This window comes from Baaleninema simplex PCC 7105 (genome assembly GCF_000332355.1).
Classification (GTDB): Bacteria; Cyanobacteriota; Cyanobacteriia; order Cyanobacteriales; family Geitlerinemataceae; genus Baaleninema; species Baaleninema simplex.
Genome location: NZ_KB235958.1, coordinates 1414188 through 1440885 on the forward strand (window position 1 = coordinate 1414188; position 26698 = coordinate 1440885).

Annotated in this window: 25 protein-coding genes; 17 read left to right on the forward strand and 8 right to left on the reverse strand. The window is 55.7% G+C overall.

Features of this window, described 5'->3' with window-relative positions:
* Positions 1 to 2 precede the first annotated feature (2 nt).
* Both ctaD and GEI7105_RS0108205 read left to right on the forward strand, forming a co-directional pair.
* Positions 3 to 1685, forward strand: coding sequence for a cytochrome c oxidase subunit I (gene ctaD, locus GEI7105_RS0108200; protein WP_017659993.1), 1683 nt, complete (start codon positions 3 to 5; stop codon positions 1683 to 1685).
* 205 nt (positions 1686 to 1890) lie between these two features.
* A complete protein-coding gene (locus GEI7105_RS0108205; RefSeq protein WP_017659994.1) occupies positions 1891 to 2511 on the forward strand; it encodes a cytochrome c oxidase subunit 3 in 621 nt (206 codons plus the stop codon).
* Between the two features lie 99 nt (positions 2512 to 2610).
* On the opposite strand, the gene GEI7105_RS0108210 is transcribed toward GEI7105_RS0108205, so the two are convergent.
* Together GEI7105_RS0108210 and lipB are read right to left on the reverse strand one after the other, a co-directional pair.
* Complete coding sequence (locus GEI7105_RS0108210) at positions 2611 to 4929, reverse strand: hybrid sensor histidine kinase/response regulator (protein ID WP_017659995.1); 2319 nt, start codon at positions 4927 to 4929, stop codon at positions 2611 to 2613.
* 409 nt (positions 4930 to 5338) lie between these two features.
* The gene (gene lipB / locus GEI7105_RS0108220; RefSeq protein WP_051044125.1) at positions 5339 to 6085 is read right to left on the reverse strand and encodes a lipoyl(octanoyl) transferase LipB; all 747 of its coding nucleotides are present in this window, start codon (positions 6083 to 6085) and stop codon (positions 5339 to 5341) included.
* A gap of 311 nt (positions 6086 to 6396) precedes the next feature.
* Here lipB and hpf point away from each other — a divergent pair, with 311 nt between their 5' ends.
* Positions 6397 to 7014, forward strand: a complete 618-nt coding sequence (gene hpf / locus GEI7105_RS0108225) for a ribosome hibernation-promoting factor, HPF/YfiA family (RefSeq protein ID WP_017659998.1) — start codon at positions 6397 to 6399, stop codon at positions 7012 to 7014.
* 90 nt (positions 7015 to 7104) lie between these two features.
* Here the strand turns inward: hpf and tadA are convergent, their stop codons facing one another.
* A complete protein-coding gene (gene tadA, locus GEI7105_RS0108230; RefSeq protein ID WP_035492475.1) occupies positions 7105 to 7596 on the reverse strand; it encodes a tRNA adenosine(34) deaminase TadA in 492 nt (163 codons plus the stop codon).
* A gap of 65 nt (positions 7597 to 7661) precedes the next feature.
* Entirely contained in the window at positions 7662 to 8792 is a 1131-nt protein-coding gene (locus GEI7105_RS0108235) for an ATP-binding protein (RefSeq protein WP_017660000.1), read from the reverse strand.
* A 214-nt stretch (positions 8793 to 9006) separates the two neighbouring features.
* On the opposite strand from GEI7105_RS0108235, the gene GEI7105_RS0108240 reads away from it, so the two are divergent.
* Positions 9007 to 9993: a GntR family transcriptional regulator gene (locus GEI7105_RS0108240; RefSeq protein WP_026097511.1), complete on the forward strand. Its 987-nt coding sequence runs from the start codon at positions 9007 to 9009 to the stop codon at positions 9991 to 9993.
* A gap of 109 nt (positions 9994 to 10102) precedes the next feature.
* On the opposite strand, the gene GEI7105_RS29660 is transcribed toward GEI7105_RS0108240, so the two are convergent.
* Positions 10103 to 12079 (reverse strand): WD40 repeat domain-containing serine/threonine-protein kinase, encoded by a 1977-nt coding sequence (locus GEI7105_RS29660; RefSeq protein WP_017660002.1) that lies wholly within the window; start codon positions 12077 to 12079, stop codon positions 10103 to 10105.
* On the opposite strand from GEI7105_RS29660, the gene GEI7105_RS0108250 reads away from it, so the two are divergent.
* The 9 genes from GEI7105_RS0108250 (at position 12078) to cpcF (ending at position 19311) form a co-directional block, all read left to right on the forward strand.
* A complete protein-coding gene (locus GEI7105_RS0108250; protein WP_017660003.1) occupies positions 12078 to 12326 on the forward strand; it encodes a hypothetical protein in 249 nt (82 codons plus the stop codon). The genes GEI7105_RS29660 and GEI7105_RS0108250 overlap by 2 nt on opposite strands.
* A gap of 202 nt (positions 12327 to 12528) precedes the next feature.
* Positions 12529 to 13308 (forward strand): phycobilisome rod-core linker polypeptide, encoded by a 780-nt coding sequence (locus GEI7105_RS0108255; protein WP_017660004.1) that lies wholly within the window; start codon positions 12529 to 12531, stop codon positions 13306 to 13308.
* Between the two features lie 1083 nt (positions 13309 to 14391).
* Positions 14392 to 14910 (forward strand): C-phycocyanin subunit beta, encoded by a 519-nt coding sequence (gene cpcB, locus GEI7105_RS0108265; protein WP_017660006.1) that lies wholly within the window; start codon positions 14392 to 14394, stop codon positions 14908 to 14910.
* Between the two features lie 90 nt (positions 14911 to 15000).
* Positions 15001 to 15489: a C-phycocyanin subunit alpha gene (gene cpcA, locus GEI7105_RS0108270; protein ID WP_017660007.1), complete on the forward strand. Its 489-nt coding sequence runs from the start codon at positions 15001 to 15003 to the stop codon at positions 15487 to 15489.
* A gap of 119 nt (positions 15490 to 15608) precedes the next feature.
* Positions 15609 to 16424 carry a phycobilisome rod-core linker polypeptide gene (locus GEI7105_RS0108280; protein ID WP_017660009.1) on the forward strand — a complete coding sequence of 272 codons (816 nt, stop codon included), beginning with the start codon at positions 15609 to 15611 and terminating at the stop codon, positions 16422 to 16424.
* Between the two features lie 49 nt (positions 16425 to 16473).
* The gene (locus GEI7105_RS0108285; protein WP_026097512.1) at positions 16474 to 17373 is read left to right on the forward strand and encodes a phycobilisome linker polypeptide; all 900 of its coding nucleotides are present in this window, start codon (positions 16474 to 16476) and stop codon (positions 17371 to 17373) included.
* 87 nt (positions 17374 to 17460) lie between these two features.
* Positions 17461 to 17730 carry a rod-capping linker protein CpcD gene (cpcD, locus tag GEI7105_RS0108290; RefSeq protein ID WP_017660011.1) on the forward strand — a complete coding sequence of 90 codons (270 nt, stop codon included), beginning with the start codon at positions 17461 to 17463 and terminating at the stop codon, positions 17728 to 17730.
* Positions 17731 to 17747: 17 nt separating this feature from the next.
* Entirely contained in the window at positions 17748 to 18569 is an 822-nt protein-coding gene (cpcE, locus tag GEI7105_RS0108295) for a C-phycocyanin alpha-cysteine-84 phycocyanobilin lyase subunit CpcE (protein ID WP_026097513.1), read from the forward strand.
* A 106-nt stretch (positions 18570 to 18675) separates the two neighbouring features.
* Positions 18676 to 19311 carry a C-phycocyanin alpha-cysteine-84 phycocyanobilin lyase subunit CpcF gene (gene cpcF, locus GEI7105_RS0108300; protein ID WP_017660013.1) on the forward strand — a complete coding sequence of 212 codons (636 nt, stop codon included), beginning with the start codon at positions 18676 to 18678 and terminating at the stop codon, positions 19309 to 19311.
* Positions 19312 to 19403: 92 nt separating this feature from the next.
* On the opposite strand, the gene GEI7105_RS0108305 is transcribed toward cpcF, so the two are convergent.
* The 3 genes from GEI7105_RS0108305 to GEI7105_RS0108315 form a co-directional block, all read right to left on the reverse strand.
* Positions 19404 to 19700 (reverse strand): DUF2103 domain-containing protein, encoded by a 297-nt coding sequence (locus GEI7105_RS0108305; protein ID WP_017660014.1) that lies wholly within the window; start codon positions 19698 to 19700, stop codon positions 19404 to 19406.
* A 112-nt stretch (positions 19701 to 19812) separates the two neighbouring features.
* A complete protein-coding gene (gene patR, locus GEI7105_RS29665) occupies positions 19813 to 20784 on the reverse strand; it encodes a heterocyst master regulator PatR (RefSeq protein WP_017660015.1) in 972 nt (323 codons plus the stop codon).
* A 353-nt stretch (positions 20785 to 21137) separates the two neighbouring features.
* Complete coding sequence (locus GEI7105_RS0108315; RefSeq protein ID WP_017660016.1) at positions 21138 to 22376, reverse strand: HhoA/HhoB/HtrA family serine endopeptidase; 1239 nt, start codon at positions 22374 to 22376, stop codon at positions 21138 to 21140.
* 593 nt (positions 22377 to 22969) lie between these two features.
* On the opposite strand from GEI7105_RS0108315, the gene GEI7105_RS0108325 reads away from it, so the two are divergent.
* The 4 genes from GEI7105_RS0108325 (at position 22970) to GEI7105_RS0108340 (ending at position 26655) form a co-directional block, all read left to right on the forward strand.
* Positions 22970 to 23458 (forward strand): adenylyltransferase/cytidyltransferase family protein, encoded by a 489-nt coding sequence (locus tag GEI7105_RS0108325; protein WP_017660018.1) that lies wholly within the window; start codon positions 22970 to 22972, stop codon positions 23456 to 23458.
* 32 nt (positions 23459 to 23490) lie between these two features.
* Positions 23491 to 23961: a GUN4 domain-containing protein gene (locus GEI7105_RS29670; protein ID WP_017660019.1), complete on the forward strand. Its 471-nt coding sequence runs from the start codon at positions 23491 to 23493 to the stop codon at positions 23959 to 23961.
* Positions 23962 to 24000: 39 nt separating this feature from the next.
* A complete protein-coding gene (locus GEI7105_RS0108335; protein WP_017660020.1) occupies positions 24001 to 25413 on the forward strand; it encodes a GAF domain-containing sensor histidine kinase in 1413 nt (470 codons plus the stop codon).
* Between the two features lie 495 nt (positions 25414 to 25908).
* Positions 25909 to 26655 carry a HEAT repeat domain-containing protein gene (locus GEI7105_RS0108340; RefSeq protein ID WP_017660021.1) on the forward strand — a complete coding sequence of 249 codons (747 nt, stop codon included), beginning with the start codon at positions 25909 to 25911 and terminating at the stop codon, positions 26653 to 26655.
* Positions 26656 to 26698: the final 43 nt, after the last annotated feature.

Sequence of the window (26698 nt, forward strand, 5' to 3'; positions counted from 1 at the left end):
GTATGACCACGACGACACCCCTCGAACCGAATCCAACGCCGCCGAATGGCGAACCCGAACATAACGAGCGTCACTGGAAAGACTTCTTCGGTTTCAGTACCGATCACAAAGTCATCGCCATTCAATACTTCGTCACGAGCTTTGTATTTTATCTAATTGCCGGAGCGATGGCGACGAGCATTCGTATCGAACTCGCCACGCCGAACCCCGACTTTTTGGGATACGAAAACTATAACGGCGTGCTGACCCTACACGGCACGATGATGATCTTTTTATGGATCGTTCCGGCCGGCGCAGCCTTTGCCAACTATCTAATTCCACTACAAATCGGCGCTAAAGACATGGCGTTTCCCGTCCTCAACGGCATCGCCTTTTGGTTGGTTCCCCCCGGCGGTTTGCTGTTGTTGACCAGTCTGTTAATCGATAATCCCCCCGTGGCAGGATGGACGTCCTATCCGCCGCTGAGTTTAATCAGCGGACAGGTGGGAGAAATGATGTGGATTCTCAGCGTTTTGCTGTTGGGAACTTCATCGATTTTAGGGGGGATTAACTTCGTCACCACCATTTTCAAAATGCGGATTGAGGAGATGTCGATTTACGATATGCCCTTATTCTGCTGGGCGATGTTAGCCACGTCGCTGTTAATTTTGGTTTCGACGCCCGTATTAGCTGGGGCGTTGATTCTGCTGAGTTTCGACCTGATTGCCGGAACGGCCTTTTTCAATCCCACTGGCGGCGGCGATCCGATCGTGTACCAGCATATGTTTTGGTTTTACTCGCACCCGGCGGTTTACATTATGATTTTGCCGGTGTTCGGGTTGATTTCAGAAGTGATCCCCGTTCACGCTCGCAAACCGATTTTCGGGTACAAAGCGATCGCCTATTCCAGTATCGCGATCGCCTTTTTGGGCAATATCGTGTGGGCGCACCATATGTTCACCAGCGGCACGCCGGGATGGTTGCGCGTGTTCTTCATGGCCGCGACGATGGTGATCGCCGTTCCCACCGGAATCAAAGTCTTTAGTTGGGTGGCGACGATGTGGGGTGGAAAGCTTCGCCTCAACAGTGCCATGTTGTTCGCTGTGGGCTTCGTGTCGATGTTCCTCGTCGGCGGACTCAGCGGCGTCATGGTCGCCTCAGTACCCTTCGACATCCACGTTCACGATACCTATTTCATCGTCGCACACTTCCATTACGTCCTGTTTGGCGGTAGCGTCTTCGGCATTTACGCGGGAATTTACCACTGGTTCCCGAAAATGGTGGGACGGATGCTGAACGAGTTTTGGGGCAAAGTCCATTTCGTTTTAACGTTCGTCGGCTTTAACTTGGCGTTTTTCCCGATGCACATTTTGGGATTGCAGGGGATGCCCCGTCGGGTGGTGCAGTACGATCCCGAACTGACCTCGCTCAACCAGCTTTGTACGGTGGGGTCGATTATTCTGGCAATTTCGACAGTCCCGTTTTTGATTAACGCCGTGTGGGCTTGGTTTTGGGGTCCCGAAGCCAGTGCCAATCCTTGGAACGCGTTGACGTTGGAGTGGCAAACCAGCTCGCCGCCGATTATCGAAAACTTCGAGGAAGAACCGGTGTTGTGGTCGGGCCCTTACGATTACGGGATCGATCGCGAACCGAAAGACGAACAGTCCGTTTCCGAATTATTGGCGGAGGTCAAAGCGGAACTGTAAGGCATTGTATTCAGAAACCGGCGATCGCCCTCGGGGGTTGTCGGTTTCGCATCGATGTCTTGAAACTGAGTCAAAACTTACGCGTTCGCACCATTTGTAGGATGGGCAATACCCACCGATCTCTACATTGAGTGAGAATTAACCTTAAATTGCGTAAGTTCTATCAGTCTTTAAACGAATCGAACACAAGCAGTTAGCGAAAGTTATGCAAGGTTCTACTGTCGATACCTCTCAAACCGCGATGGCGGTGTCTCAACACGCCGAGGCGTCCGGCCACGGCGACCATCCCGACCATCGTATTTTTGGCGTTTACGTGTTTCTGCTGGCTGAGTCGATGATTTTTCTCGGCTTGTTCGCAGCATACTTGACGTTTCGTGCAGTGGCGGACGTTTGGCCGCCGCAAGGAACGCCGGAATTGGAGCTGTTGTTACCGACGGCGAACACGATAATTCTGGTTTCGAGCAGTTTCGTGATGAACCGGGGCAACCAGGCCATCCGTCAAAACGACGTTGCGGGGATGCGAAAGTGGTTCGCGATTACGGCGTTGATGGGAGCGGTGTTCCTGTTGGGTCAGGGATACGAGTATTTCACCAACGAGTTTAGTTTGACGGACAACCTGTTTACGAGTACGTTTTACGTCTTGACCGGGTTTCACGGACTCCACGTGACGTTCGGCTTGGGGTTGATTGCGGTGGTGTTACTGCGATCGCTCAAATCCGGTCGCTATACCAACGAAAGTCATTTCGGGCCGGAAGCAGCGGAACTGTACTGGCACTTCGTCGATATCGTTTGGATCGTGTTGTTTACGATTTTATATTTGTTTTGACATCTTCACCGCCCTTGAAGGGCGGTGATTTCTGCTCTGCTAAGCAGTTACGAGTTCGACGACACCACTGACTCAGATCGCCGGGTTTCCCTTCAACCTCTAACGCGCCTCCGCGATCAATCCTACGATTTTATCGAGCAACTGTTCCGGTTCCATCGGTCGCGACAAACAGTCGTTGGCACCGCTGGCCAAACACTGCTCTAAAATATCCGGGGTTCCCGTTTCCGTCATCAACAGGATTTTTAACGACTGCATCGCCGGAAGTTGGCGCAGCATGGAAATAAACTCGCATCCGTCCATTCCCGACAACCGGCGATCGACGATCGCCGCCACGGGTTTGAGCATTTCGATCTGTTCGAGAGCTGTGGAACTTTCTAACATCCAAATGGCGTGATATCCCGCCGCCGTCAACAAATCGCAAATTAACGTGGCTTCTTCCTCGCATTCGGCCACCAGGATCACTTGACCTTGAGGCGTGACGGCGGTTTTCAGGCGACCTCGGCGGTGGCCGTCGCTGGGAACCGTTGCCGCTTTGGGGTGCGTCGGCTGCGTCGGAAGCCGGATGGTGAATTTCGAGCCGATACCCACTTGCGACTCGACTGAAATCGAACCGCCGTGGAGTTCGACGAGTTGCTTCGTCAACGCCAGCCCCAACCCCATACCGCCGTATTTGCGAGTATAGGTCGATTCGAGTTGGCGGAAGGTTTGGAACAACAGCGATTGCTGTTCTTCGGGAATGCCGATGCCGGTATCTTCGATTTCAAAGATGGCGTATTCGGCATTTCGAGACATCCGCAACTTCGCTTGACCTCCCGTAGCGGTAAATTTGAGCGCGTTGCTGAGGAGGTTGAACAGGATTTGGCGGACGCGATCGCGATCGGCCCGAAAGCGATCGCCCTTCGCACTCAACTGCACGTCTAAATTCAAACGAACGCCGTTAACCGCCGCGCGATCGACCATCATCCGCAACATCTGACGCCCCAGTTGCGAGAGGGAAAATTCCGAGACCTTCAACACGGTTTTTCCCGATTCGATTTGGGACAAGTCCAACAGGTCGTTAATCAACTCCATCAAGTGTTCGCCACTGTTATAAATCGTTTGGAGATACTCTCGCTGTTTGGGCGTTAAATGTCCGAAAGACCACCGCAGCAACGTCGAAGACATTCCGATGATGCAGGTTAGAGGCGTTTTCAGTTCGTGGCCGATGGTGGCCAGAAATTCCGTTCGCGTTTGACTGGCGGCTTGGGCGGCTACCAGAGCTTCTCGTAAGTCCCGCGTTCGCCGATCGACCTGTTGTTCGAGGGTTTGTTTTTGCTGCTCGAGTTCGGCGTACAGTTGGGCTTGGGCGATCGCCAGACCGAAGCGATCGGCGATATGTTCGAGAAATTCCCGTTCTCGAGGTTGCCACGTTCTCGGGCGATCGCATTGATGGGCGACGATCAGTCCCCAGAGTTCTTCGCCCTCTTGGGTGCGAGTTCTCACGCGAACGGGAACGATGAGTTGCGATCGCACGCGTCCCTGTTTCAGCAGGCGACGCCACGGCCCGGACAAGCCCCGCGCCTCGGACAAGTCGTCGAGAACGAGAACTTCTCCCGCTTCGTAGCGATCGCGGTCTTGGCTTAACAAACTCCAGTCGGAGTCGGGACAGAGAATCGACGGAATTTCTTTCTCGGGCGTGCGACTTTCGTACGTCATCCAATCGTGGGACGGTTCGGATGGGGTCGTCGGCGACGTATCGCGAGCGACACGGTCGAACTGGTACACGGCCAGGCGATCGAGTTCGAGGAAACGTCGCACGTGTTCGACCGTACTCGAAATCAGTTCGGGGAGTTCGACGCACTGGCGAGTTTGAGTCGTGACGCGTTCGAGCAACCGTTCTTGTTCGACTTGCTGGCTGAGGGCGTCTTCGACGGGACGACAGACCGATGATAAATCGGGCGATCGCTCGGTTTCAGCGAGAACGGCGGCCAGTTGCAGGGCGAACTCGCTTTGGCGTCGGGGGTCGTTCGTCCCGAGGGCGGCTAAGGCGCGTTTTCGGATCTCGGTATCGAGGGGAGCGTCCGCCCACAGGCTACTATCGGGGTTTAACGCAGCGGCGATGGTTTCGGGGTCGAACGTCAAACCCACCTCCATCGATTCGTCGTCGGCCTGTGAAGGGGATTTCGGATCGGTCGGACTCGGGTGAGGGGGCGTCTGTCGCCCGATGAGAAGTGCGCTGAAACTCGGCGATACTCCTAGGACGAAGCGCGTTCTAGAAGGGTCTTGCTGCGAGGAGAAGGCAGGTGCGAAGGGGGTTTCCGTCAGGACAAACGAAGGCTCGACGTCGGTGGCCACTGTATGTCGAACCAGAGTGTGAAGCCGCTCGAACGCCGTGGCGGGCAGCGTTCGAGACGCGAGATCGGGATGAGAAATATCCATCAGTTTATACAATACGTCGAGCTGCAAGGGGAAGTGACACCAGCCTCAAGACGCGCGTGGGAAGCGGGAGAAGCAGGGAATACGGTAATTGTCGTCCACTCGATAACGGAGTTCGATCGCCAGAACCTTCCCTCAATATTTTGGGGTTGAATTCTCGTTTTTTTTGAGAAGTCGAGTGGAGAGGGAAACGGCAAGGTCTTATGCAAAAAGTCGCTGAAAAACGCTTTAGAACACCAGAAATCGAGCGGTCGTCGAAACGTCCTATTACTATGCTAGTCTCGGTCAGAGTCCGATTGAAAAACGATCGTTTAAACTTAGGAATTGAGTGAAAAAAAGTATTTGTGCGAGGCTCGGTCGTTTCTCGACAAAATCGATCGTTTTTTTTAAGATCTCGATCGCCTCAGTTGAGTTACGATCTCTGCAAGGTCGGATCGAAGTTCGGAGCGTCGAAGTCGAACCCCTCAACCTCAACCTCGCGATCGCACGCCGACAACTCGGCGACTTCTATCTCGAATACGTCGATAAAGCGATCGAAAATCTGAGGAACGACCTGTTCGACGGTGACATGGGGACGGAATTGAGCCAAGCTACCTACAGGCTTGTCCGCAATGCCGCAGGGTACGATCGCCCCAAATCCCTTTAAATCGGGACAGACGTTCAGCGCGAAGCCGTGCATGGTAATCCAACGACTGACTTTGATTCCCAAGGCGGCCAGTTTGCGCCCTTCGACCCAAACCCCCGTCAACCCCGGAACGCGATCGCCCTCGAGTCCGTAATCGGACAAGACGCGGAGAACGACTTCCTCGAGCTGGCGTAAGTACCAGTGCAAGTCGCAGCGGTAACGGTTTAAATTGAGAATCGGATACCCAACCAGTTGACCGGGACAGTGATACGTGACCTCTCCACCTCGTTCGATACGATACAGGTCTAGACTGTCGGCTGCTTCGGGATCGAATTTGAGGAAGTTGGGATCGGCTCCCCGTCCTAATGTATAAACCGGAGGATGTTCGAGTAACAGAAGTACGTCGTCGAGTTCGGGAGTTTGACGCCGTCGCTCGACGAGCGATCGCTGCCAAGACCAGGCAATCTGATAGGGGATCGGGGTTTTCACCCAGAAAGCACGAAGCACACGGGAAGGGATATTACTAGAAATCATATCAAAGATCGAGAGAATTTCAAGTCATTTCGGTATCGATTTCCAAAAAATAAAATCACGAATTGTCAAGGAATGCAAAGGATTCTAAAGTGCCTTCCAAGCTGTCTGCAATCCGCCATACAATAGGGAGTAAGAAAGCTCGGTTCGCAAAACGTCTTTCTCCAAAGAGCGAAGGGGTTGACAGAAGGCTCGAAAAAAAGCGGCAATGCCCGCCCCGCTTTGGGTAGAGCTGAACGTCAAACCCAAATATCCAGGGAAAAACGACCGTAGCTTTCATTGACAAAAGGGTTCTCGAGCGGGAAATTTCAAAGATGAAACTAGTTATCCAAGGCAAAAATATTGAAATCACCGATGCCATTCGTGACTACGTCAACGACAAAATTACTAAAGCGGTGAATCACTTTCAGAATCTAACCACTGAAGTGGACGTTCATCTGTCAGTCGCTCGCAATCCTCGCATCTCTACAAACCAATCGGCTGAGGTGACGATTTATGCCAACGGAACGGTGATTCGCGCTCAAGAAAGCACGGAATCCATGTACGCCAGCATCGATTTGGTGGCCAACAAAATCGCCCGTCAGTTGCGTAAGTATAAAGAAAAACGCAACCGCAAGCTACACGTTCCGTCCAAAACCAGCGAAACTGTGGCCGAAGCCCCAGTCGTCGAAGATCTCATTGGCGATCGCACCGTCGAACTTCCCGAAGAAGTGGTTCGCACGAAATACTTTGCCATGCCACCGATGAGCGTTCGGGAAGCCTTGGAACAACTACAACTGGTCGATCACGACTTCTTTGTATTCTGCAACGCTGAAACCGAAGAAATCAACGTGATTTACGAACGCAACCACGGCGGTTACGGCGTCATTCAACCCCGAAAAGCCCAAGAAAACGGCTACCTGTCAAACGACGAAATGTCCAAAGCCTCCTAACTTCAGTTTCTCGAACGTTCTAGGGAGTATCGATCGCTCCCCAAACGTTCGAGTCGTGAAGCCGCTTTAAACTCTCGCAACAGGGACGCCTTAACCGGCGTCTCTGTTTGGCGTTTGGGGCGATCGCTTCCGGGTGCGATCGAACCACTGCTGCAACTGCTGGCGACATTCCGTTTCGAGAATTCCCCCGAATACCGTCAACCGATGGTTCGAGACGCGACTGTCAGGAAGGTTCGACACCGTCCGCACCGAACCCGTTTTCGGATCGTCCGCCCCGTATACCAACCGTCCCAATCTCGCCAACACGATCGCCCCGGCGCACATGGGACAGGGTTCGAGGGTCACGTAAAGCGTGCATCGGGTTAAATGCCAAGAATTTAACGCTCGCCCCGCATCTCGCAACGCGAGAATTTCGGCGTGGGCAGTGGGATCGCGATCGCGTTCTCGGCGATTTTCCCCCACGGCGACGAGGGTGTTTGTGGAATCGTCGACCACCACCGCCCCGACTGGAACCTCCCCCGCTTCACCCGCCGCTTTCGCCAAGCGCAACGCCACGCGCATCCAATTTCGGTCGATCGTCATTGCAACTCATTGAAATTCCATTTCTAGAGACGTGGGGAGGGACGCATCCAGAAAAAGCAACGACCTCAACCCTCGACGTCCCGACAAGCCCGATACAAATCTTGCCACTCATCTCGTTCCTTCACCACCGTTTCGAGATATTCCTTCCAGACGATCGCGTCTCGACTGGGATCTTTCACCACTGTCCCCACCAACCCCGAGGCGACATCGCTCACTCGCAGTTGTCCGTCACCGAAATGTGCCGCTAACGCCCAACCGTTACTCACCACAGAAATCGCCTCAGCAGGACTCAACGTCGCCGTAGGGGATTTCAACTTGGTTTTTCCATCTTGCGTGACCCCGTCTCGCAACTCCCGAAACGCCGTGACGACACGCCGAATTTCCTGCAACGCTGGGGGTTCGGCGGGTAATTCCAGGCTTCGCCCCAAAGCTTCCACGCGACGGCGGACGATTTCGACCTCGGTTTCCATCGTCGCCGGAAGGGGGAGAACCACCGTGTTAAAACGGCGTTGCAGAGCGCTCGAGAGGTCGTTCACGCCGCGATCGCGATCGTTGGCGGTGGCGATGAGATTGAAACCTTTCCGGGCCGATATCGCTTGATTGAGTTCGGGAATGGGAAGGGTTTTTTCCGAAAGAACCGTAATTAGCGTATCTTGTACGTCCGAGGGAATTCGCGTCAACTCCTCCACGCGCACGATTTTCCCAGTTTCCATCGCCCGCATCAACGGACTGGCAACGGTGGCGTCTCGAGACGGTCCTTCAGCGATGAGTTTGGCGTAGTTCCAGCCGTAGCGCATGGCGTCTTCGCTGGTTCCCGCCGTTCCCTGGACTAAGAGGGTAGAATCGCCGGAAACAGCAGCGGCCAGATGTTCGGATACCCAGGATTTCGCCGTACCCGGAACGCCTAACAACAGCAACGCGCGATCGGTGGCGAGGGTGGCGATCGCAATTTCGATGAGGCGTCGGTTTCCAATGTATTTAGGAGAAATCTCGAAGCCGTTCTCGAGCGTTCCGCCAAGAACGTAAGTGGCGACCGCCCAAGGAGACAGGTTCCAATTGGGAGGACGCTGTCGCGTGTCGACTTTGGCAAGTTCCTCGAGTTCGCCGCCGAACTCCTGTTCGGCTTGTTGGCGCAGGCGTTCGGTAACCGTTTGAGATGGGGAGGGATTTCGTCGTTGGGTCTTGGAAGATGCCATCGGCGCAGGTTCACCAGGTTGAACTTTTGCTTATTTTAAAGGCTGTCTGGGGGCAGGGGGCATCGCGACCCTCGGGAAACTCCCTGACATCTCGACGCTCGGATTCAGCCGAAAGCGCGACACTTATGGTTCCTCGAACCCCTCAACCGTTAAAATGGCCGTATCGCCGCGTCGTCGTGGCGACGCGATCAGTGTGTTGGGGGCAGTTTTAACAATCGTGAAATTTCACATTCAATCCGATAGCGATATTCCCGCGTCGAACCAACTGTTCAACCAAATTCGGTTTGCCATCGCCTCGCGCCAGTTTCCACCGGGACACCGACTCCCGAGTACGCGACAACTGGCCATGCAGACCGGCTTGCACCGAAATACGATTAGTAAAGTCTACCGTCAACTCGAAGAAATTGGCTTGGTCGAGGCACAAGCGGGGTCTGGAATTTACGTGCGGGCTAGAGGCCACGAAGAAGGTGGCACTCATCTCGGTTCGCCTATCTTAGAGCAGTATCCCGAAGCCCGCGCCATCGTCAAACAGGGATTGGACGAACTCATCGAACGGGGCTGTTCTCTCAACGAAGCCCGAGAACTGTTTCTCGGCGAAATCGACTGGCGGCTTCGCTGTAGCGCCCGCGTGTTAGTCACTGCGCCCCTTCAAGACATCGGCGTGGGCGAGTTGATGGCGCAGGAACTCGAGCAAGCCTTGAAAATTCCGGTGCAGTTGGTTCCGATGGAAGAGTTGGCGGAAGTGTTGGAGAAAGCTCACTCGGGAACCGTCGTCACGAGTCGGTACTTTATTGGCGACGCCGAAGTCATCGCCGCGCCGCGAGCGGTGCGAGTGATTCCTATCGATATTTACGATTACGCCAAGGAAACCGAGTTAGTTAAAGAGTTACCGAAAGATAGCTGTTTGGGTCTCGTCAGTATTAGTTCGGGACTGCTGCGGGCGGCTGAGGTCATCGTTCACAGTTTGCGCGGCGACGAGTTGTTGGTGATTACCACGCAACTGGGCAATACCTATAAGTTAAACGCGATGGTACGCAGCGCTCGTACGATTATTTGCGATCGCGCGAGTCTCGATGCTGTCAAAGCGTCGATTCAAGCCGCCCGCGACGATTTGATCCGTCCGCCGCAAGTTAGTTGTTTTGAAAACTACATCAGCAATCAGTCGATCTCCTTACTCCAGCGGGAACTCGGGTTAGATTAGCTCGAACGGGAAGGAGGCGATCGCTCGTTCTTCAGCCCAGCGATCGCCCCAATCAGGCTGAGTCAAAACCGAGACGAGATAGAAAAACCGTCCCTGAAGCGATCGCGCCCTACCGACTGAACTGCGACACGTCTAACACTTTGACCGCCCCGTCAAACCCACCGCTAACCAAACGGTGACCGTCGGGGCTGAATGCTAAATCAGCCCAGCCCGCGTGTTGTTCGAGCGTCCCGAGGATCGCGCCCGTATCGGTTTCCCACAGAAAAATCGTTCCGTTAACATCGGCACTGGCGAGAATGTATCCCACCCCAGCCGAAGAAAACACGGGGTCGGGACCGAACGCTAACGATTGAACCAGATTCTCGTGATTGGTCAACACGCGCAAACGGCGACCGTTCCCCGTATCCCACAGGCGCACCCGGCCGTCGGCGCTTCCCGTCGCCACGGTTCGACCGTCGGGACTGACGGCGACCGACCAAATGGGAACGTCGAGATGGACGAGCGTTTTCAAATACTGTCCCGTCTGCCAATCCCACATTTTCACCGTTCCGTCAGAACTGGCGGTGACGAGTAGGCGTCCGTTGGGGCTGAATGCCAGAGATTTAACCTCGTCGCGATGTCCGTTGAGGGTGTGTAGGGGGGTCGAAGTGCGATCGCGCGGAGACGGCGTCGCGTCCCAGATCTTCACCGTTCCGTCAGAACTGGCGCTGGCCAGAACGCGGCCGTTCGGACTGAAGGCGATATCGTAGATTTCAGCGTCGTGGCCGTTCCAGGTGGCGAGCAACTCCCGTCGCTGGTAGCCCCACAGTCGAATCGTCCGATCTTCGCCCGTCGTGGCGATAGTCCGACCGTCGGGACTGACGGCGACGGACCACACGGGGGCAGTGTGGGCGGCGACGCTCGAACTTGCCGGACAGTTTCCGTCCGAGCAGTCGCGATCGAGATGCCGCAGGTCGAGCGCTCCCGTCGATGTCCCCGCCACGATCGACCGACCGTCGGGACTGACGGCGACCGACCACACCGCCCCCGGACTGCGAGCGAGGATTTGCGGGGGTAAGGCCGTTTCCAATTGAGAATCGAGGGGTTCGTGGGGAAGGGGAGCGACGTCGGGTTGGCCGGCGATCGGTTGAGGTTGCCGGTCGAAACCGAGTTGGAGGAGACTGCTGCCAAAGGAAATGGCGAGCAAGGCGAGCAGGGCGGGGCGAGCGAGGAGGAGCGAGGTTAAGATGGGAGCGCGATCGCGACGATGGAGGTCTTTTAAGACCGCTCGGGCGTTGGCGTAACGATGGGGGAGTTCTCGCGCCACCATGAGATCGAGAATTCGCGCCAGGCGATCGCTTACGGGGTAGCGACAGCGACTCCGCCAGTTCCAAACGTCGTGGCGATCGTCGTAAAGCTCGAAGGGGGAAGTATCTGTCAGCAAGTACAAACAGGTAACGCCGAGACTGTACAGATCGCTTTGGGGGAGGGGATGTCCTTGGAGTTGTTCGGGGGCGGCGTATTCGGCAGACCCCGTCAGGGGATTGGGAGAGCTGGGAACGGCGTGACAGTGCAGGGAACCGAAATCGACGAGAATCCAGCGGTTATCGGATTGACGACGGATGAGGTTGTGAGGTTTGATGTCGCGATGAACCAGTTTTTTGTCGTGGAGGTCGCTGAGAACTGGGAGAACGTCGTCGAGGAGTTGGCGAATTTGGGCTTCGCGCCAGGAACCGGATTCGAGAAGGTGTTGGTGGGCGCTTTGCCCCATGACGTACTCTTGGACGAGGTACTGTCGGCCGTCGCGATCGAAGCTGGCCAGCAGGGTGGGAACGTGAGGGTGTTGGCTCAGTTGTTCCCAACGCACGAGGGTCTCGCGAGACAGGGGAGCGTCCGCCGGACGGGTGGCGACGGCGCAAAAGGTTTGCGTGGGCTTGTGTTCGTCGGCGACGAAGAAGGTGCGAGCGCTCGGGTGGTGGCTCAGGGCAGTCAGCACGCGATAGCGTCCTGCGATCGCCATTGACGGTTGTAAGTCTGGGGGAATCGCATCCGAACCGGTGGGGGAAATGGAACGGGGGTCGGGTTGAGAAGAAAAGTGTTCGCTCATGGTTGGGAAACAGCGTGCCGATGCTGTCTATGTTACCGAGGGATTTTGGCGATCGCATCTGTGGGACTCGGTAATCCCCCGACTCGGACGAGAATGTCAACAAACGATCGAGCTATTGAGAAATGTAACGATCGCCGATCGGACGGTGGGGGGCATAAAATCGCTCGATCGTCGAGATTTTCAGGAATTACGACTGCCGAATGTAACGTTTGTTTTCGAGCGAACTGTTGAGCTACATCACGAATAATTTATTTCTGTAACATTTGCGACCGATAACCTAGACGCGATCGACACGGCCTCCTACAGTGAAGAACAATCGCACCGTTAGAAAGGTTCGGGTTTTGCGTTAGCTCTAGTTCCGTTGGCACTCCTAAAAGCGTTGGCTCGAGGAGCGTCAACCCAAAAGATTTCAGCTCGTTCTGAGATCGTTTTCTTTGCGGAGGTTTTTTATGACACTCCCTTTGCTGAGTTATCCTCTCTCGAGTCAAAACCAGCGCGTAGCGGGTTTTGAAGTGCCGGGAGACGAGCAACCGCGAGTTTACTCCACCGATAACGCCCTCAGTGGTGTTGAAATGGACGAGTTGATTCGCGCAGCTTACCGTCAGGTGTTTAACGAGCAACAAATCCTCGAATGTAACCGCCAGCAGGCGTTAGAGTCTCAGTTGCGGTACGGTGAAATCTCCGTGCGAGATTTTATTCGGGGGTTAGCCACCTCCGATGTCTTCCGTCGGTACAACTACGAAACGAACAATAACTCTCGTTTCGCGCAGATGTGCCTCAGACGGTTGCTCGGACGCGAGGCGTACAACGATCGCGAAAAACTCTCCTGGTCGATCGTCCTGGCAACTCGAGGACTTCAGGGATTTATCGAAACGCTCCTCGATAGCGAAGAGTATCTGACCCAGTTCGGCGACGATACGGTTCCCTATCAACGACGGCGCGTTTTACCTCAGCGCGATCGCGGTGAGTTACCGTTCGAGCGGATGCCGCGTTACGGTGACGACTACCGATCGCTCCTCGAATCCTTGGGATATTTTTCGCAAAAACGGCGAAGTTATCCTTGGATGCTGGGATCGTATGTCTGTCCGCCGCCCCGTTGGGATTGGCAAAAAGCCCCGTCTCCAACGGTGGTGCGACTGTGGAACGCCCTAGCCGCGACTGGCGGCGTTCTGTTAACTCTCGGTGCGATCGCTGTTGCGTTGGCAGCATGGGGCGTTATCGAATTGTAACGTTCCCTCGCATCCCAGATTGCGAGTTACCAAAAATTTGGGTCTAAAGCCTCGCCCCCTTCGACTTGGCTCAGGGCAAGCCTTCGACTTGGCTCAGGGCAAGCCTTCGACTTGGCTCAGGGCAAGCCTTCGACTTAGCTCAGGGCAAGCCTTGCAGGGCGACTTTGCTATGATGTCAGAGAATTGGAACGGTATTTGACCCGTCTAAAAACCGAGCCTCTAATCGAGGCATCCGAACCTTGAAAACTAGAGTTAGCGGGTTCTGTTCGGGAAAGCTCGAACAGGTAAAAGCTCTAAGCAACACGGACATCTCACGGTGGCGAACCGAGTTCGCCCCCCCTGTCCTCAAGTACAGAAAGTCAATTTTTCAGTAGATTATCAGGTACGGTAGGGCATACCGAAACCTCCTCTGTAATGGGGAAAACGTCTGGGGAGATAAACCCCTCTGGTACTTATTGGCAACAATGGGTAGTAAGGGTTGTCGCCGAACCAGAAATCTAGAACCGTGAGGTCTGGAGAATCCCCACGCCTTCAGGCTGGGGAGTATGTCAAGAAGTTTCTGAGTGCGTTTGCGTGAATCGGGCAAACCGACCGTCAGTCGTCATACGGGTGTGGGTTGGCAAACCGGCCGAATGCCTGTCCGTGGCGATCGCGTCGAATTCCCGTTCTGTCGAGGTTAATGCGACAGCGAGTCGGAAACCGACCGGTCGGCCGAGCGCGAAATTGTCGCGTTATCCGTTCGATCTCACTCCACTCAAAATCTTTACAAAACGTAATTCAAAAACACTCGGTAGCAGTGTATAAAGTTTATCGGAAGGACACGAACGACAAGTGAAAATTGAATTTCAGCCGTTCGTCGCCTCTCTCATATAACTGTCGAATTTTCTCAGTTTTCTGAGAAACGCCGTGGGTGGTCGAGACGACAGCACCGACGAAGACAGAATAAAAAGAGAGCGCGATCGCGCCGAACCCTCAACTCAAAGACTTGTCGGTCGTCCCGGGTTCCGTCTAGGAGCCAAAGCGATAACAGATCTCGTTTGAATCTAGACCAAGCCCATCTCAAACTAAGTAGGAGATTCATTCATGTTCGACGCATTCACTAAGGTTGTTTCTCAAGCCGACGCTCGTGGCGAGTACCTCTCTGCTGGTCAGCTCGACGCGCTGCAACAAATGGTTGCCGACAGCAACAAACGCATTGACGCGGTCAACCGCATCACGAGCAACGCTTCCACCATCGTCTCCAATGCCGCTCGCGCCCTGTTCGCCGAGCAACCCCAACTGATCGCTCCGGGTGGAAACGCTTACACCAACCGTCGCATGGCTGCTTGCTTGCGCGACATGGAAATCATCCTGCGCTACGTCACCTACGCAGTTTTCTCTGGCGATGCCAGCGTTCTCGACGATCGTTGCTTGAACGGTCTGCGCGAAACCTACGTCGCTCTCGGAACTCCCGGTGCGTCCGTAGCCGTCGGCGTTCAAAAAATGAAAGAAGCTGCCCTGCAAATCGTGGGCGATCCCGCTGGTATCACCCCTGGAGATTGCAGCAGCCTGATGTCTGAAATCGGAACCTACTTCGATCGCGCGGCTGCCGCTGTTGCGTAAATCGCACAGTAGCTCAGTTTCCTCGAGTCCGCTTAGCGGACATCTCAATTTGAAAATCGTTTTGACAGTCAAAAAGGAGATTACTCAACAATGAAGACCCCGTTAACCGAAGCAGTCGCTGCAGCAGATTCTCAAGGTCGCTTCCTCAGCAGCACCGAACTCCAAACCGCGTTCGGTCGTTTCCGTCAAGCCAATGCCGGCTTGCAAGCTGCCCGTCAACTGACCGACAAATCTCAGTCTCTGATCGACGGTGCCGCTCAAGCGGTGTATAACAAATTCCCTTACACCACTCAAATGCAAGGGGCAAACTACGCTTCTAGCCCTGAAGGCAAAGCGAAGTGCTCTCGCGACATCGGCTACTACCTGCGTATGGTGACCTACTGCCTCGTGGCTGGTGGTACGGGCCCGATGGATGAATACCTCGTTGCTGGTCTCGACGAAATCAACCGCACCTTCGAACTGTCTCCGAGCTGGTACGTTGAAGCCCTGAAATACATCAAGGCCAACCACGGTCTGAGCGGAGATTCTGCCGTCGAAGCGAACTCCTACATCGACTACGCGATTAACGCTCTGAGCTAGATCGCTTTTTCTAGCCCGGAACGGCAAGCGGCTACCAGCATTGCGCTCGCAGTTGTTTGTTGTTCCGGGCTGTTTTTATATTCATCGGTTGTTTGTTAAAAAAACGAGAGGTCTGTCCCATGGCGATTACTGTAGCCGCATCTCGATTGGGTACCTCTGCCTTTTCAGATGCTAACCGCATCGAATTGCGCCCCAACTGGAGCGAAGAAGACGCGAAAGTTGCCGTTCGCGCCGTCTATCGCCAGTTACTCGGCAACGAATACGTGATGAGTTCGGAACGGCTCGAAAGTGCCGAATCGCTCCTGTGCGACGGGAGCATCACCGTCAAAGACTTCGTGCGTGCCGTCGCCAAATCCGAGCTTTACAAAACCAAGTTTTTCTATAACAACTTTCAAACTCGGTTTACCGAACTCAACTACAAGCACCTGCTCGGTCGCGCGCCCTACGACGAAACCGAAATCGCATTTCACAACGATCTCTACCAAAACGAAGGGTACGACGCCGACATCGATTCCTACATCGACTCGGAAGAGTACCGCGAGTGCTTTGGAGAAAACGTCGTTCCCTACTATCGCGGTTTCGAGACCCAGCGCGGACAAAAAACTGTTGGCTTTAACCGGATGTTCCAGCTATATCGCGGTTACGCCAACAGCGATCGCGCCCAACGGCAAACCCAAGGCTGGCTGACCTGGGAACTCGGGCGCAACCTGTCGTCTCCCGTGCGGACGCCATCGACGCGTCAAGTCCTTTCGGGCAACACTGGAGGCGATCGCGAACAGCGGTATCGCGTGCGCGTGTTGCAATCAGCAGCCCGTCGCGGTCCTCAAGTCCGTCAGCTCACCACCGAATACGTCGTATCTTACGACAGTCTATCAGCCCAGCTCCAACGCATTAACCGATCGGGCGGACGAGTCCTTAGCGTGACTCCCGCTTGAGCGTCGAGCTGCTTTTGCAGATAACGCTATCGAACAGGAGGATTTGAATTTGGCTATTACCACAGCAGCATCTCGTTTAGGCACGTCGGCCTTTGCAGATGCCTCGCCCGTCGAACTACGTCCGAACTGGACGGAAACCGACGCTCAAACAGCGATTCGGGCGGTTTACCGTCAGCTACTCGGTAACGATTACGTTATGGCCTCCGAGCGGCTGACGAGTGCCGAATCGCTCCTGTGCGACGGCAGTATTTCCGTCCGCGAGTTCGTTCGCGCCGTGGCGAAATCTGAATTATACAAGAAGAAGTTCTTCTACAACAGCTTTCAGACTCGGTTTATCGAGCTCAACTGCAAACACTTACTCGGTCGCGCGCCGTTAGACGAAGCTGAAGTGGTCGAACACCTCGATCGCTATCAAAACCAAGGGTACGACGCCGATATCGATTCCTATATCGACTCGACGGAGTACCTCGAAAGCTTCGGCGAAAACGTAGTGCCGTACTATCGCGGTTTCGATATCCAGTGGGGACAAAAAACCGTGGGCTTCACCCGGATGTTCCAACTGTATCGCGGTTATGCCAACAGCGATCGCGCCCAACTGCGCGGAACCGAATCTCGCTTAGCCGCAGAACTGGCTCGCAACCGAGCCTCTGCCATTGTCGGTCCTTCGGGTAGCAACGACGGCTGGGCGTATCGTCCCTCGAAAGCGGGCGTGGCGCCGTCGCGCTCCTTCGGTTTCGGCGGTATCGGCGAGTCTGCTAATCGCGTGTACCGCGTCGAAGTCACCAAACTGTTGGGACGCAACTATCCCAACAATCTCCGCCGTGGCGGAACGCCAACCGTGCGTCGCAGTTCTCAGGCGTTTTTCGTACCTTACGATCGCCTGACGGAAACCCTGCAACGCGTCCGACGGGAAGGCGGAAAAATTGCCAGCATCGAACCGGCTAACTAGGTCGAGTTTGAATCGCTAGATCGCATCAGTGCGGGGCGTCCATCGTCCCCGCACGCCAATTGGTAGATTGAAGGAGTCTCAAACACCATGATGGGTTCTACAGCTATTGGCGGAACCGCTAACACCCCCTCGGGCGGTCGCCTGTTTCGCTATGAAGTTCGCGGACTGCGACAAAATCCCGAAACGGACAAAAACGGTTATCCGATTCGCCGGAGCGATACCGTGGTTTTCACGGTTCCTTACAGTCGCATGAACCAAGAAATGCAGCGCATCGTGCGTATGGGCGGCGAAATCGTGAACATCGAACCCGTTTCGTTTGACCCGAACGCGTCTTCTGAAGGAGAATCAGAAGGTTAGGTTCATTACGATCGTTCATGCAACCGTCATCTCAGGTTGACGCGATCCCTGCCCCATCGATGACGATCGAGCAGGCGATCGCGAACCTCAAACAAACTGAAGACCCCAGCGCCCGCTACTATGCCGCTTGGTGGCTGGGTAGGTTTCGCGTCCGCGAAAACGCCGCGATCGCCGCTTTAATCGACGCCTTATCTGACGATCGCGATCGCTCTCCCGACGGAGGCTATCCCCTGCGACGGAACGCGGCCAAAGCCCTCGGCAAACTCGGCGACGACCGGGCAGTTTCTCCCCTCATCGACAGTTTGAGCTGTCACGACTATTACGTGCGCGAGTCTGCCGCCCAAGCCCTCGAAGAACTCGGCGACGCGCGAGCGATTCGGCCCCTCGTCAAACTCCTCGAAGGAGGCGTCGAAGCCGCCGTTTTCGTTCCCGGCAAACCTCACCTCGTACAGCCCTACGACTCTGTTTTAGAAGCCCTCGGCACCCTCCACGCCACCGACGCGCTCTCAGATATCCAACCGTTTTTAGACCATCCCGTTCCCCGCGTTCAGTACGCCGCCTCTCGCGCTCTGTACCAACTGACGGGAGATACCCAGTACGGCGATCGCTTGGTGCGGGCGTTGCGAGAACGGGACTTACAACTGCGCCGTGCTGCCTTGATGGACTTGGGCGCGATCGGCTATCTCGACGCCGCCGAGGCCGTTTCCGAAACTCACGCGGAAAACAGCCTCAAACTCATTGCTCTCAAAGGAATTCTCGAGAAGAACCTCGACACTGACGCGCCCCACCTCGACAGCGCGATCGTCGAAGTCATGCAGTACATGGATCGCTTGCTATAAGCAGCACATACCACAAAACTCTTGTTTTGTCAACCCCATAACGAGAGTTTGTCGATATTCGGGTTTCCCTTCAATGTTCCAGTCTCAGACTGCCAATTCCTCACCCATGCCTGTCGAAGCCCTGATTGCCGAGATCGATCGCGCCGATTCTGCGGCCAGCCTCCTCGCTGCCGTGCGAACCCTGGCCGCCGCTCGCGATCCCGCCGCCATTCCCACCTTAATTCGCGTTCTCGGATTTAACAATCCCGGTGCGGCCGTCGCCGCCGTCGGTGGCTTGGTCGGCATTGGCAAACCTGCCGTCGTGCCGCTTCTCGAACAGCTCGACAGCTACAATTACGGCGCGAGAGCCTGGGCGATCCGGGCGTTATCGGAAATCCGCGATCCCCGCGCGCTGGAGATCCTCGTCGGAGCAGCGAGCGATTTTGCCCTCAGCGTGCGTCGTGGGGCAGCCAAAGGTCTCGGTTCCTTGCATTGGACAGATCTTCCCGAGTGCGATCGCCCGGTCTCCCAACAAAAAGCTCTCGATACGCTGTTGCCAACGACCCGAGATCCCGAATGGGTGGTTCGTTACGCCGCCATCGTCGGTTTAGAAACCTTGGGGTCAAATCTCACCGCCGAATTAAGCGATCGCCTCGAAACCATTGCCACCTGCTTCGAGAGTCTCGAACGAGAAGACGACGAACTCGCCGTTCGCGCCCGAGCGTCGCTAGCTCGAGGAAGAGTCACCCGTCTTTTACAGTGAGCAGTAAACAGTAAGCAGTGAACAGTGGAGACAGTTGACAGTTTCTTCCTTCTCCCCGGCTCCCCGGCTCCTCTCCCCGGCTCGACAAAACGCTATCCGTTCAAAAGCTGCGCCAGGGTGGTTTCCAGCTCCCCTTTCGAGAGCGTAGTTAACACGAACACCTCTTGTACCGTTTTCCCATATCGGGCGATCGCCTTAAAGCCACCGCGAATCGGCACGGACACCCGCACCTTCAACTGGGGAACGTGACCCTTCGCTCGTCCGATGACCCCCGGCGTCACCGTTCGGATGCCGCGACACCGAACGAGACGTTCCAAAATGGGAATCAACCCGTCTAAGTGAGTCGAATGATTGAGAACTAAGCGGCCGCGATCGTCAGAATTCGTCATCGGTTTCAAAAAGTGTGAAGAGAACCGCTTCGATCGTACCCGAAACGACCGAAGCGATCTCCACAACCGTTCTACCGCAGAAACCGAGCTGCAAGACGGTTAAATTCGCGAATTACTGAGTTGACGGCGATTCTCCCGACTTACGCGGCGATTCGATCGTGCGACGCGGGCGATCGCTCGACCCTTTTTGAGGGCGGTTGTTTCCTTGAGGGCGACCTCCCTTACGCTTGAACGGTTTGTGCGAGCCGCCTTTACCTTTACGATTCTGGCTCGAACGACGTTTCGGAGGCATCGGCCCCATATCTTGGCCATCGCGAATCGTAAGGTCTTCCCCTTGTCGGATGACGTCGAATTCCCAAAAGTGCCGTAACAGCTTACCCTCGGGATATCCAGTCAACTGAACCTTGAAAAACTTAGGCGGTTGCTTAGGCTTGCGCGGGGCTTGTCGGATTTTGACCACGACGCAGTTTCGCTCTTGGGAGCAAAAAATGACTTCCCCGCGAATCGAAAAATACCCATCTTCGATTTCCGAGGCCGGAACGGGCTTTAACTGAGAATCGTCTTCGTCCTGATGGAGCGTTTCCGGCTCCCAAACGCCCACAATTTGTAAATGTAACTGACCGTCCTTCTGTCCAGTACGCGGATACACCACCCAGAGATGATCCTGCTCGAGATCGATATGGTTCTTCACCAAACTCAAAACCCGCCCGAGCAGTACCGCTTGCACGTTACCGTCCGCCGTCGCGATTTCACCGCGCGAGACCTGTTCCTCTGACGGAACGTAACGACCTCGCACCACGCCGATGGCGCGATACTGCTTCGGTTCGCTCGGTGCGGGAATCGGTGCCGGACGTTCGGGTGGTTTTGGCTCGCTCGCCTCCGGTTGTGATGTAGCCTTCGGTGGAGGCGGGGGGGCGGGGGCGCGAGGGGGTTCGGGCTTGCGTGGGGGGGTAGGGCGGTGAAGCGTTTCGGGAGCGTTCGCCACCTCAGATGGTTTGGATTCTGAGGGTTGGGAATCGCTAGGATCGATCGCTGCCGACACCGTATCGTTAGAATTTGAAAACTGATGAGAAGAGGAACTCATAAACCCTCCTGAGAGCGGAGATACATCCTTATCGGAGTTGCAGAAAAACACCAGACTCCAGAGAATGCCCGTTCGATCGGGGCATTCTTTCGGGACGGTCTGTCGTTTCCACTCGCGGCCGACAATAACCCAATACTTAAGTATCAGTCTGCCTATTGTACTAAATGCAATTCAGCCTTGAGAGCGTCCGCAACGTTTGACAAGTTTTTTTGAAAAAAATTGAAGTTCGCCGGAAAACTCCAATTTTCATCGGAATTTGAGTTCGCTCCCTCCCTCAGAGATGGGATTTCGTGCCGCTACCTCGATGTCGTGGCTCATACCACAATCAGAGATTTTTGTCAACCCTCGTTATCTCACGGTTGCGCCGCGTCTAACGCTCCCGTCCGAACCTCTAACGTGAGGGGTTCGCCGTTGCGCTTGAGTTCGAGCGTTAACGCACGATCGACTTCCATTTCGGCAACCGCTTGCTGAACCTCGTCGGCGGTTTTTACGGCTTCGCCGTCGATCGCCAGAAGAACGTCGCCAGCACGAAGTCCCGCTTCAGCCGCTGGAGAATTCGCCATCACGCGAACGATGAGAATGCCCTCGTCTTCCTCGACCGTCAAGCCGCTGTTGGGGTTGCGGTTGAGACTGTTTTTGACCTCCGGCGTCAGCGCCACCATTTGAATGCCCAAATAGGGATGTCGAACGCGACCGGTGGCGATCAGTTCTTCAGCGATGCGAGAGACCGTATTCGAGGGAATGGCAAAACCGAGACCTTGGGCGTTTTGAATGATGGCCGTGTTCATGCCGATAACGTCGCCGTTCTGGTTGAGTAGCGGCCCGCCCGAGTTGCCGGGGTTGATGGCGGCGTCCGTTTGGATAAACTCGACGCGCTTGTCTGGAACGCCGATTTCACTGCTCGATCGCCCCGTGGCGCTAATAATTCCCGTCGTGACCGTATTGTCGAGTCCGAGGGGGTTGCCGATGGCGATCGCCCATTCTCCCGGCTGCAAGCGATCGGAATCGGCCAAACTCAACGTCGGCAGGTCGTCGGCCTCGATTTGTACCACAGCTACGTCTGTAACCGAGTCGCTGCCGACAACGCGGCCGTCGAAGGTGCGACCGTCCTTAAGCGTTACCGTAACTGCATCTGCCCCATCGACTACGTGAGCGTTGGTGACGATGTGACCGTTCGTATTGAGAACGAAACCGGAACCCGACCCCCGCTGAACTCGCTCTTGAGGGACTTGAGGGACACCGAAAAACTGCTGGAGAAACGGATCGTCAAAGGGTGTCAGACCTTGAGGCGATGTGACCGTACGTTCGGCGTCGATGCGAACCACCGCCGGCCCGACCCGGTTGACCGCCTCGGTGACGAAGTTCGTTGGTGTAATGGGTACGGTTGCAGTCGTTGCGGGGGGTGGCGATGCATTCGTCGAGTCGGCTGTTGTCGGTGTAGGGGTCGCGACGTCCGATACCGCCGAGGGCGTCTCTGCCATCGGCGAAGAAGGCGTTAACCGTTCGTTGGCGACCCAAGCCACGCCCCCGCCGAGCAGAAACACGGCAAGATAACCCAGGGCGCGAAATTTCGGAGAAGAAGACTGTGGCACGTCTGAAGGGGAAGTTTGTGAGCTGTAACGCTCGGATAAGTTTGCAGGTGTGGGCAAGATAAATTCACCTCGTAGATCGATCTTACTAAAAAGACGGAAAAGACGGAAAAGACGACTCGAGTAGGACTGACGCAATTCGGTACTAATTCCCTTAAATCCAGAAGTGGGTGGGCATTTCCCAAACGACAAACTGGGTGACTGCGTATGTCCAGTCGAGGAAAACGTCAGTCCGAGTCAAACTGGGTGTGAGGAGCGCCGGGTTTGAGGAACCGACCCATTGGGCTAACTGGCTCGGACTGACTGATTATCAGAATAAACATCAGATATGACAAAACAATGACGAGGCGATCGCAATTCTGTGACGGGTTTCGATCGCCTCGTTCGGAGATTTCACGCACGGGCTGATACTATTTGGTAAAGGGATCGGTCGGCAGAGCGATCGAGAGCCGAACGAGCGTGTCAAACCTGAAAACCCTCGTTTCCAACTGCGGCCGAAGGTCGTTTTCCCAACGGCCGGCCGTCTCCGTCACGTCCTCTCGACGCCATTTTCTCGACCCCGGCCTCTCGAGACAGCCAACCTCAAACTTTCCCACATGATAGCTGGTTTGTACGCACTCCCCGATCTCAAAGCGGCCGTCGAGGCCGATCCCGAACGCTGGCGTCCGCTGGTGTTCACCAACGGCTGTTTCGATCTCCTGCATTGCGGTCACGTGCGCTATCTCCACACCGCCAAACAACTCGGCCGCGCCCTCGTCGTCGGTCTCAACAGCGATCGCTCGGTGGCTGCCATCAAACCGCAACCCCCCGAATTCCCCCCGCGCCCGATCGTTCCCCAAGAACAACGGGCAGAACTCCTCGCTGCCCTCAAACCTGTAGACGGCGTCGTCATTTTTCCGGAAACCACGGCAACGGCGACGATCGAAGTCTTAAAACCCGACATTTACGTCAAAGGGGGCGACTATCGACCCGACAGCCTCCCCGAAGCCCCCGCCGTTCGGGCCTGTGGCGGCCGCGTGCAGCTCGTCGAGATCGAAATTCCCCAATCGAGCAGCGACATTATCCGTCGTATTCTGCGAAAATAAGAAGTTCCAGTGACAGTCCACCCAACAGGCTCATGACCGATCCCACCCTCTCGAGTCCGCTGACTCTCGACTCCGAACGTGGCATCGACTACACCCCCCTTCAGACGCTCCTAGCCGAAGAACGGTTCCGAGATGCCGACGATTTGACCCGCCAGTTGCTCTGTCAGCTCGGTGGTGAAGACGCTGCCGCGCGGTCGTGGTTGTATTTTACGGAAGTCGATAACATTCCCGCCACTGACTTACAAACCATCGATCGCCTGTGGGTCGCCTACTCGAACGGAAAATTCGGGTTTTCCGTCCAGCGCAAGTTATGGCTGGGCGTTCGCAAAAACTGGGACAAACTCTGGCCGAAACTCGGCTGGAAAACGGGCAATAGCTGGACTCGTTTTCCCCAAGAATTTACCTGGGACGCGAGCGCGCCGAAAGGCCACCTCCCCCTGTCCAACCAACTTCGCGGCGTGCGTGTCTTAGCGGCGCTGTTCGACCATCCAGGGCTGCAATAACCCCCGATTTTGAGATAATTGTTTGCCGCGCCAACTGTCATGACCGAGATCGATCGAGAACAACAACGCCTTCAAGCCCTGGTTGACTCCGGCTTGCTCGAGATGGAATCGATTCCCCCGTTCGAGGAAGCCGTGCAAACGGTGGCTCGAGCGCTCGACGTGCCGATCGCCGTCGTGGGCTTGCTCGATCGCGATTGGCAGTGGATTACCGCCCGGTCTCTCGACGCGAGAGAAGACCTCACTGCCCTGGCGACGCTAAAGCGCACGAAACGGAGCGAGTCCTTCTGTAACCACATCGTCGAAACGCAACAACTGCTGTCGATTCGCGACACGGCCTCTCACTCGGAATTCGCCCATCGATTCCTGGTGGGACAGTACGGCGTGCGAGCGTATCTCGGCGTCCCCCTCGTTTCGGCGGCGGGACATTGTTTCGGTACGTTGGCGGTGATGGATTTAGCGCCGCGCCGGTTTGCCAAACGCGAAGTTCAGTTTGTCGAACTGGCCGCGCGACTGGCCATGCGAGAGGTAGAACGGATGTACGCATCGATCGAAACCCTAGCCGAAACGCGATCGCCGATGCCGATGCCCGCGACCCCGCTCGCCACCTCTAGCCCCCTCGAAGATATCCTCTCGACCAATCAGATCAAAACCGAACTGCTCGATCGCCTGCTTCAAGAATTGCGAACTCCCCTCACCTCGGTCATGGGAATGACGAGCGTTCTCAACCGCGAAATTTACGGACCCCTGCGGCGCAAACAAAAGGAATATTTAAAAATCATCCACGATAGCGGCCAGTATTTGCTCTCTCTCGTCGAAGAGATTTTAATGTTGCGATCGCTCAAAGAATCGAGTGCAGCGCGATCGCTGACCTCAATCGATATGGAAATGCTCTGCCAGCAAGTCCTGAAAACCCTCGAACCCGTCGCCCGACGCCGAGAACAGCAAATCAACGAGTCCGTCGAAGCCGTCGATCGCATTTGGACGCTCGATAAAGATTTAGTCCAACAAATTCTCTATCACGCCGTCTCCCGCGTCGTTCACGCTGCCGAAACCGGATGCACGGTGCGCGTGCGCGTTGCCCGGACGCCCGAAGACGCCATGGAACTGTCCGTGTGGGCATCCCATCCCTGGTTGGGGGAAAGTCTTCCTGCCAGCGAGTTAGAACTCTGTGGTATTCCCGTTCCCGAGAACGTCGCCGAACCGAACGACGGGGTTCTCGACGACTCGACCCCCCTACCCGATCGCATTCTCGCCTGGGAAGAGAACGACCGCGATCGACAGGCGATCGAGGTTCTGCCAGAATTAGAAAAAATACCCCTCGAACGCTCTCGAGAGAAACTGGGCTTGTTGTTTGCCGCCCAACTGGTGCGCTTGCACGGTGGCACGATGACGGTTCGGGGATCGCCGAAAACCGGATATCGCTATGTCGTGACGTTACCCAATCGCGCGTAACGGAACGGCCGATCGGTGTCGAACCGCGCCCACCCCGGCCAGTCCTGCCGAGTCTCGGGCGTCGCTCTACCAAGATTCGTCGCAGCGCTCCAACCATAGCCAATAGGCTTGGTTGGTGGTGAAGCGGCGGTGAGTTTCGGTGCATCCCCCGAACAATGCGATAGCGAGAGAAGGGGATAGCGCCGAAACGAACAAACTGGTAAAATTGCCTTACCGGAAACGGTCTTTAAGATCCTAAGGGTATGGTTCGCAACACCCGAAAAACCCGTGGTGGAGGTAAACCACAAAATCGCCAGTTGGTGTGGCCAAGAGAATTTGATTCTCGCTTATGTCTGCGGTAGGGCGCATCGTGGACGTTAAACAAACAGCCTGTGAAGGCGTTCTGACCGGGGGTATTCGGGCTGGCTCGTTTATCTAGGCATGAGCCAGTGAAACAGGAATCTCCGACCATACCCGCTAGGGTTGGGGGGAGAGCGTCAACTCCACTCGAACAGTATGCACAACGACGATCTCGGAACACTTTCGACCAACCCCTCAGACAGTCCTTTGGACGCCCTCGAAACGGCGGACGCGGCAGAGAACGCCCCGCCCGATCCCGATGCGATGCTGCGACTGTTAGACGAGTCCGATCCTCAAAAGCGGATCGTTGCAGCGCGGGCGTTTTGCGAACTGCGCGACGAGCGGGCGATTCCCAAGTTGACGGAAATGTTACAGGATGCCTGCCCGTTAGCGCGGGTCAGCGCCGCCTACGCCTTGGGACGCAACACCCGCGCCGATGTCGTCGAACCCCTCGTGGCCAGCTTGGGAGATTGGAACGGTTACGTCCGTAAAGGGGTGGTTTGGGCGTTGGGTAACTGTCGCGACAAACGGGCAGTCGAACCGTTGATCGATGCCCTGAAAACGGATATTTCCGCCGTGCGCTTGTGGGCGGCTAGTTCTTTGGGTCAACTCTCGAAGGTGGGGTACGAGTCGATTTTGGCGGCGATTCCCCCGCTGATCGAAGGGTTGCGACGCGATCCGGTGGCAGCGGTGCGGAGTAATTGTGCCTGGGCGCTGGGACAGCTATGCCGGGAACTGCCCTCGAACGTGGTGTACGCCGGGGCGATCGATTCGCTGTTGGAAGCCCTCGAAGACGATGAGGATATGGGCGTTCGGGAAGACGCGCGATCGTCGCTGTTACGCGTCGGCGATCCGCGAGGGTTGCAGGCGATCGAGGATTTGGAACGGGAAGGGTGGATTTAGGCGATCGCTACCAAGATCCGTCGCAGTGCTCCGCCCATAGCCG

Excerpts from the sequence above, each read along its gene's own strand:
- ctaD (WP_017659993.1), top strand. The coding sequence starts at position 3 with ATGACCACGACGACACCCCTCGAACCGAATCCAACGCCGCCGAATGGC.
- GEI7105_RS0108205 (WP_017659994.1), top strand. The coding sequence starts at position 1,891 with ATGCAAGGTTCTACTGTCGATACCTCTCAAACCGCGATGGCGGTGTCT.
- GEI7105_RS0108210 (WP_017659995.1), bottom strand. The coding sequence starts at position 4,929 with ATGGATATTTCTCATCCCGATCTCGCGTCTCGAACGCTGCCCGCCACG.
- lipB (WP_051044125.1), bottom strand. The coding sequence starts at position 6,085 with ATGATTTCTAGTAATATCCCTTCCCGTGTGCTTCGTGCTTTCTGGGTG.
- hpf (WP_017659998.1), top strand. The coding sequence starts at position 6,397 with ATGAAACTAGTTATCCAAGGCAAAAATATTGAAATCACCGATGCCATT.
- tadA (WP_035492475.1), bottom strand. The coding sequence starts at position 7,596 with ATGACGATCGACCGAAATTGGATGCGCGTGGCGTTGCGCTTGGCGAAA.
- GEI7105_RS0108235 (WP_017660000.1), bottom strand. The coding sequence starts at position 8,792 with ATGGCATCTTCCAAGACCCAACGACGAAATCCCTCCCCATCTCAAACG.
- GEI7105_RS0108250 (WP_017660003.1), top strand. The coding sequence starts at position 12,078 with ATGGTTGGGAAACAGCGTGCCGATGCTGTCTATGTTACCGAGGGATTT.
- GEI7105_RS29660 (WP_017660002.1), bottom strand. The coding sequence starts at position 12,079 with ATGAGCGAACACTTTTCTTCTCAACCCGACCCCCGTTCCATTTCCCCC.
- GEI7105_RS0108255 (WP_017660004.1), top strand. The coding sequence starts at position 12,529 with ATGACACTCCCTTTGCTGAGTTATCCTCTCTCGAGTCAAAACCAGCGC.
- cpcB (WP_017660006.1), top strand. The coding sequence starts at position 14,392 with ATGTTCGACGCATTCACTAAGGTTGTTTCTCAAGCCGACGCTCGTGGC.
- cpcA (WP_017660007.1), top strand. The coding sequence starts at position 15,001 with ATGAAGACCCCGTTAACCGAAGCAGTCGCTGCAGCAGATTCTCAAGGT.
- GEI7105_RS0108280 (WP_017660009.1), top strand. The coding sequence starts at position 15,609 with ATGGCGATTACTGTAGCCGCATCTCGATTGGGTACCTCTGCCTTTTCA.
- cpcD (WP_017660011.1), top strand. The coding sequence starts at position 17,461 with ATGATGGGTTCTACAGCTATTGGCGGAACCGCTAACACCCCCTCGGGC.
- cpcE (WP_026097513.1), top strand. The coding sequence starts at position 17,748 with ATGCAACCGTCATCTCAGGTTGACGCGATCCCTGCCCCATCGATGACG.
- cpcF (WP_017660013.1), top strand. The coding sequence starts at position 18,676 with ATGCCTGTCGAAGCCCTGATTGCCGAGATCGATCGCGCCGATTCTGCG.
- GEI7105_RS0108305 (WP_017660014.1), bottom strand. The coding sequence starts at position 19,700 with ATGACGAATTCTGACGATCGCGGCCGCTTAGTTCTCAATCATTCGACT.
- patR (WP_017660015.1), bottom strand. The coding sequence starts at position 20,784 with ATGAGTTCCTCTTCTCATCAGTTTTCAAATTCTAACGATACGGTGTCG.
- GEI7105_RS0108325 (WP_017660018.1), top strand. The coding sequence starts at position 22,970 with ATGATAGCTGGTTTGTACGCACTCCCCGATCTCAAAGCGGCCGTCGAG.
- GEI7105_RS29670 (WP_017660019.1), top strand. The coding sequence starts at position 23,491 with ATGACCGATCCCACCCTCTCGAGTCCGCTGACTCTCGACTCCGAACGT.
- GEI7105_RS0108335 (WP_017660020.1), top strand. The coding sequence starts at position 24,001 with ATGACCGAGATCGATCGAGAACAACAACGCCTTCAAGCCCTGGTTGAC.
- GEI7105_RS0108340 (WP_017660021.1), top strand. The coding sequence starts at position 25,909 with ATGCACAACGACGATCTCGGAACACTTTCGACCAACCCCTCAGACAGT.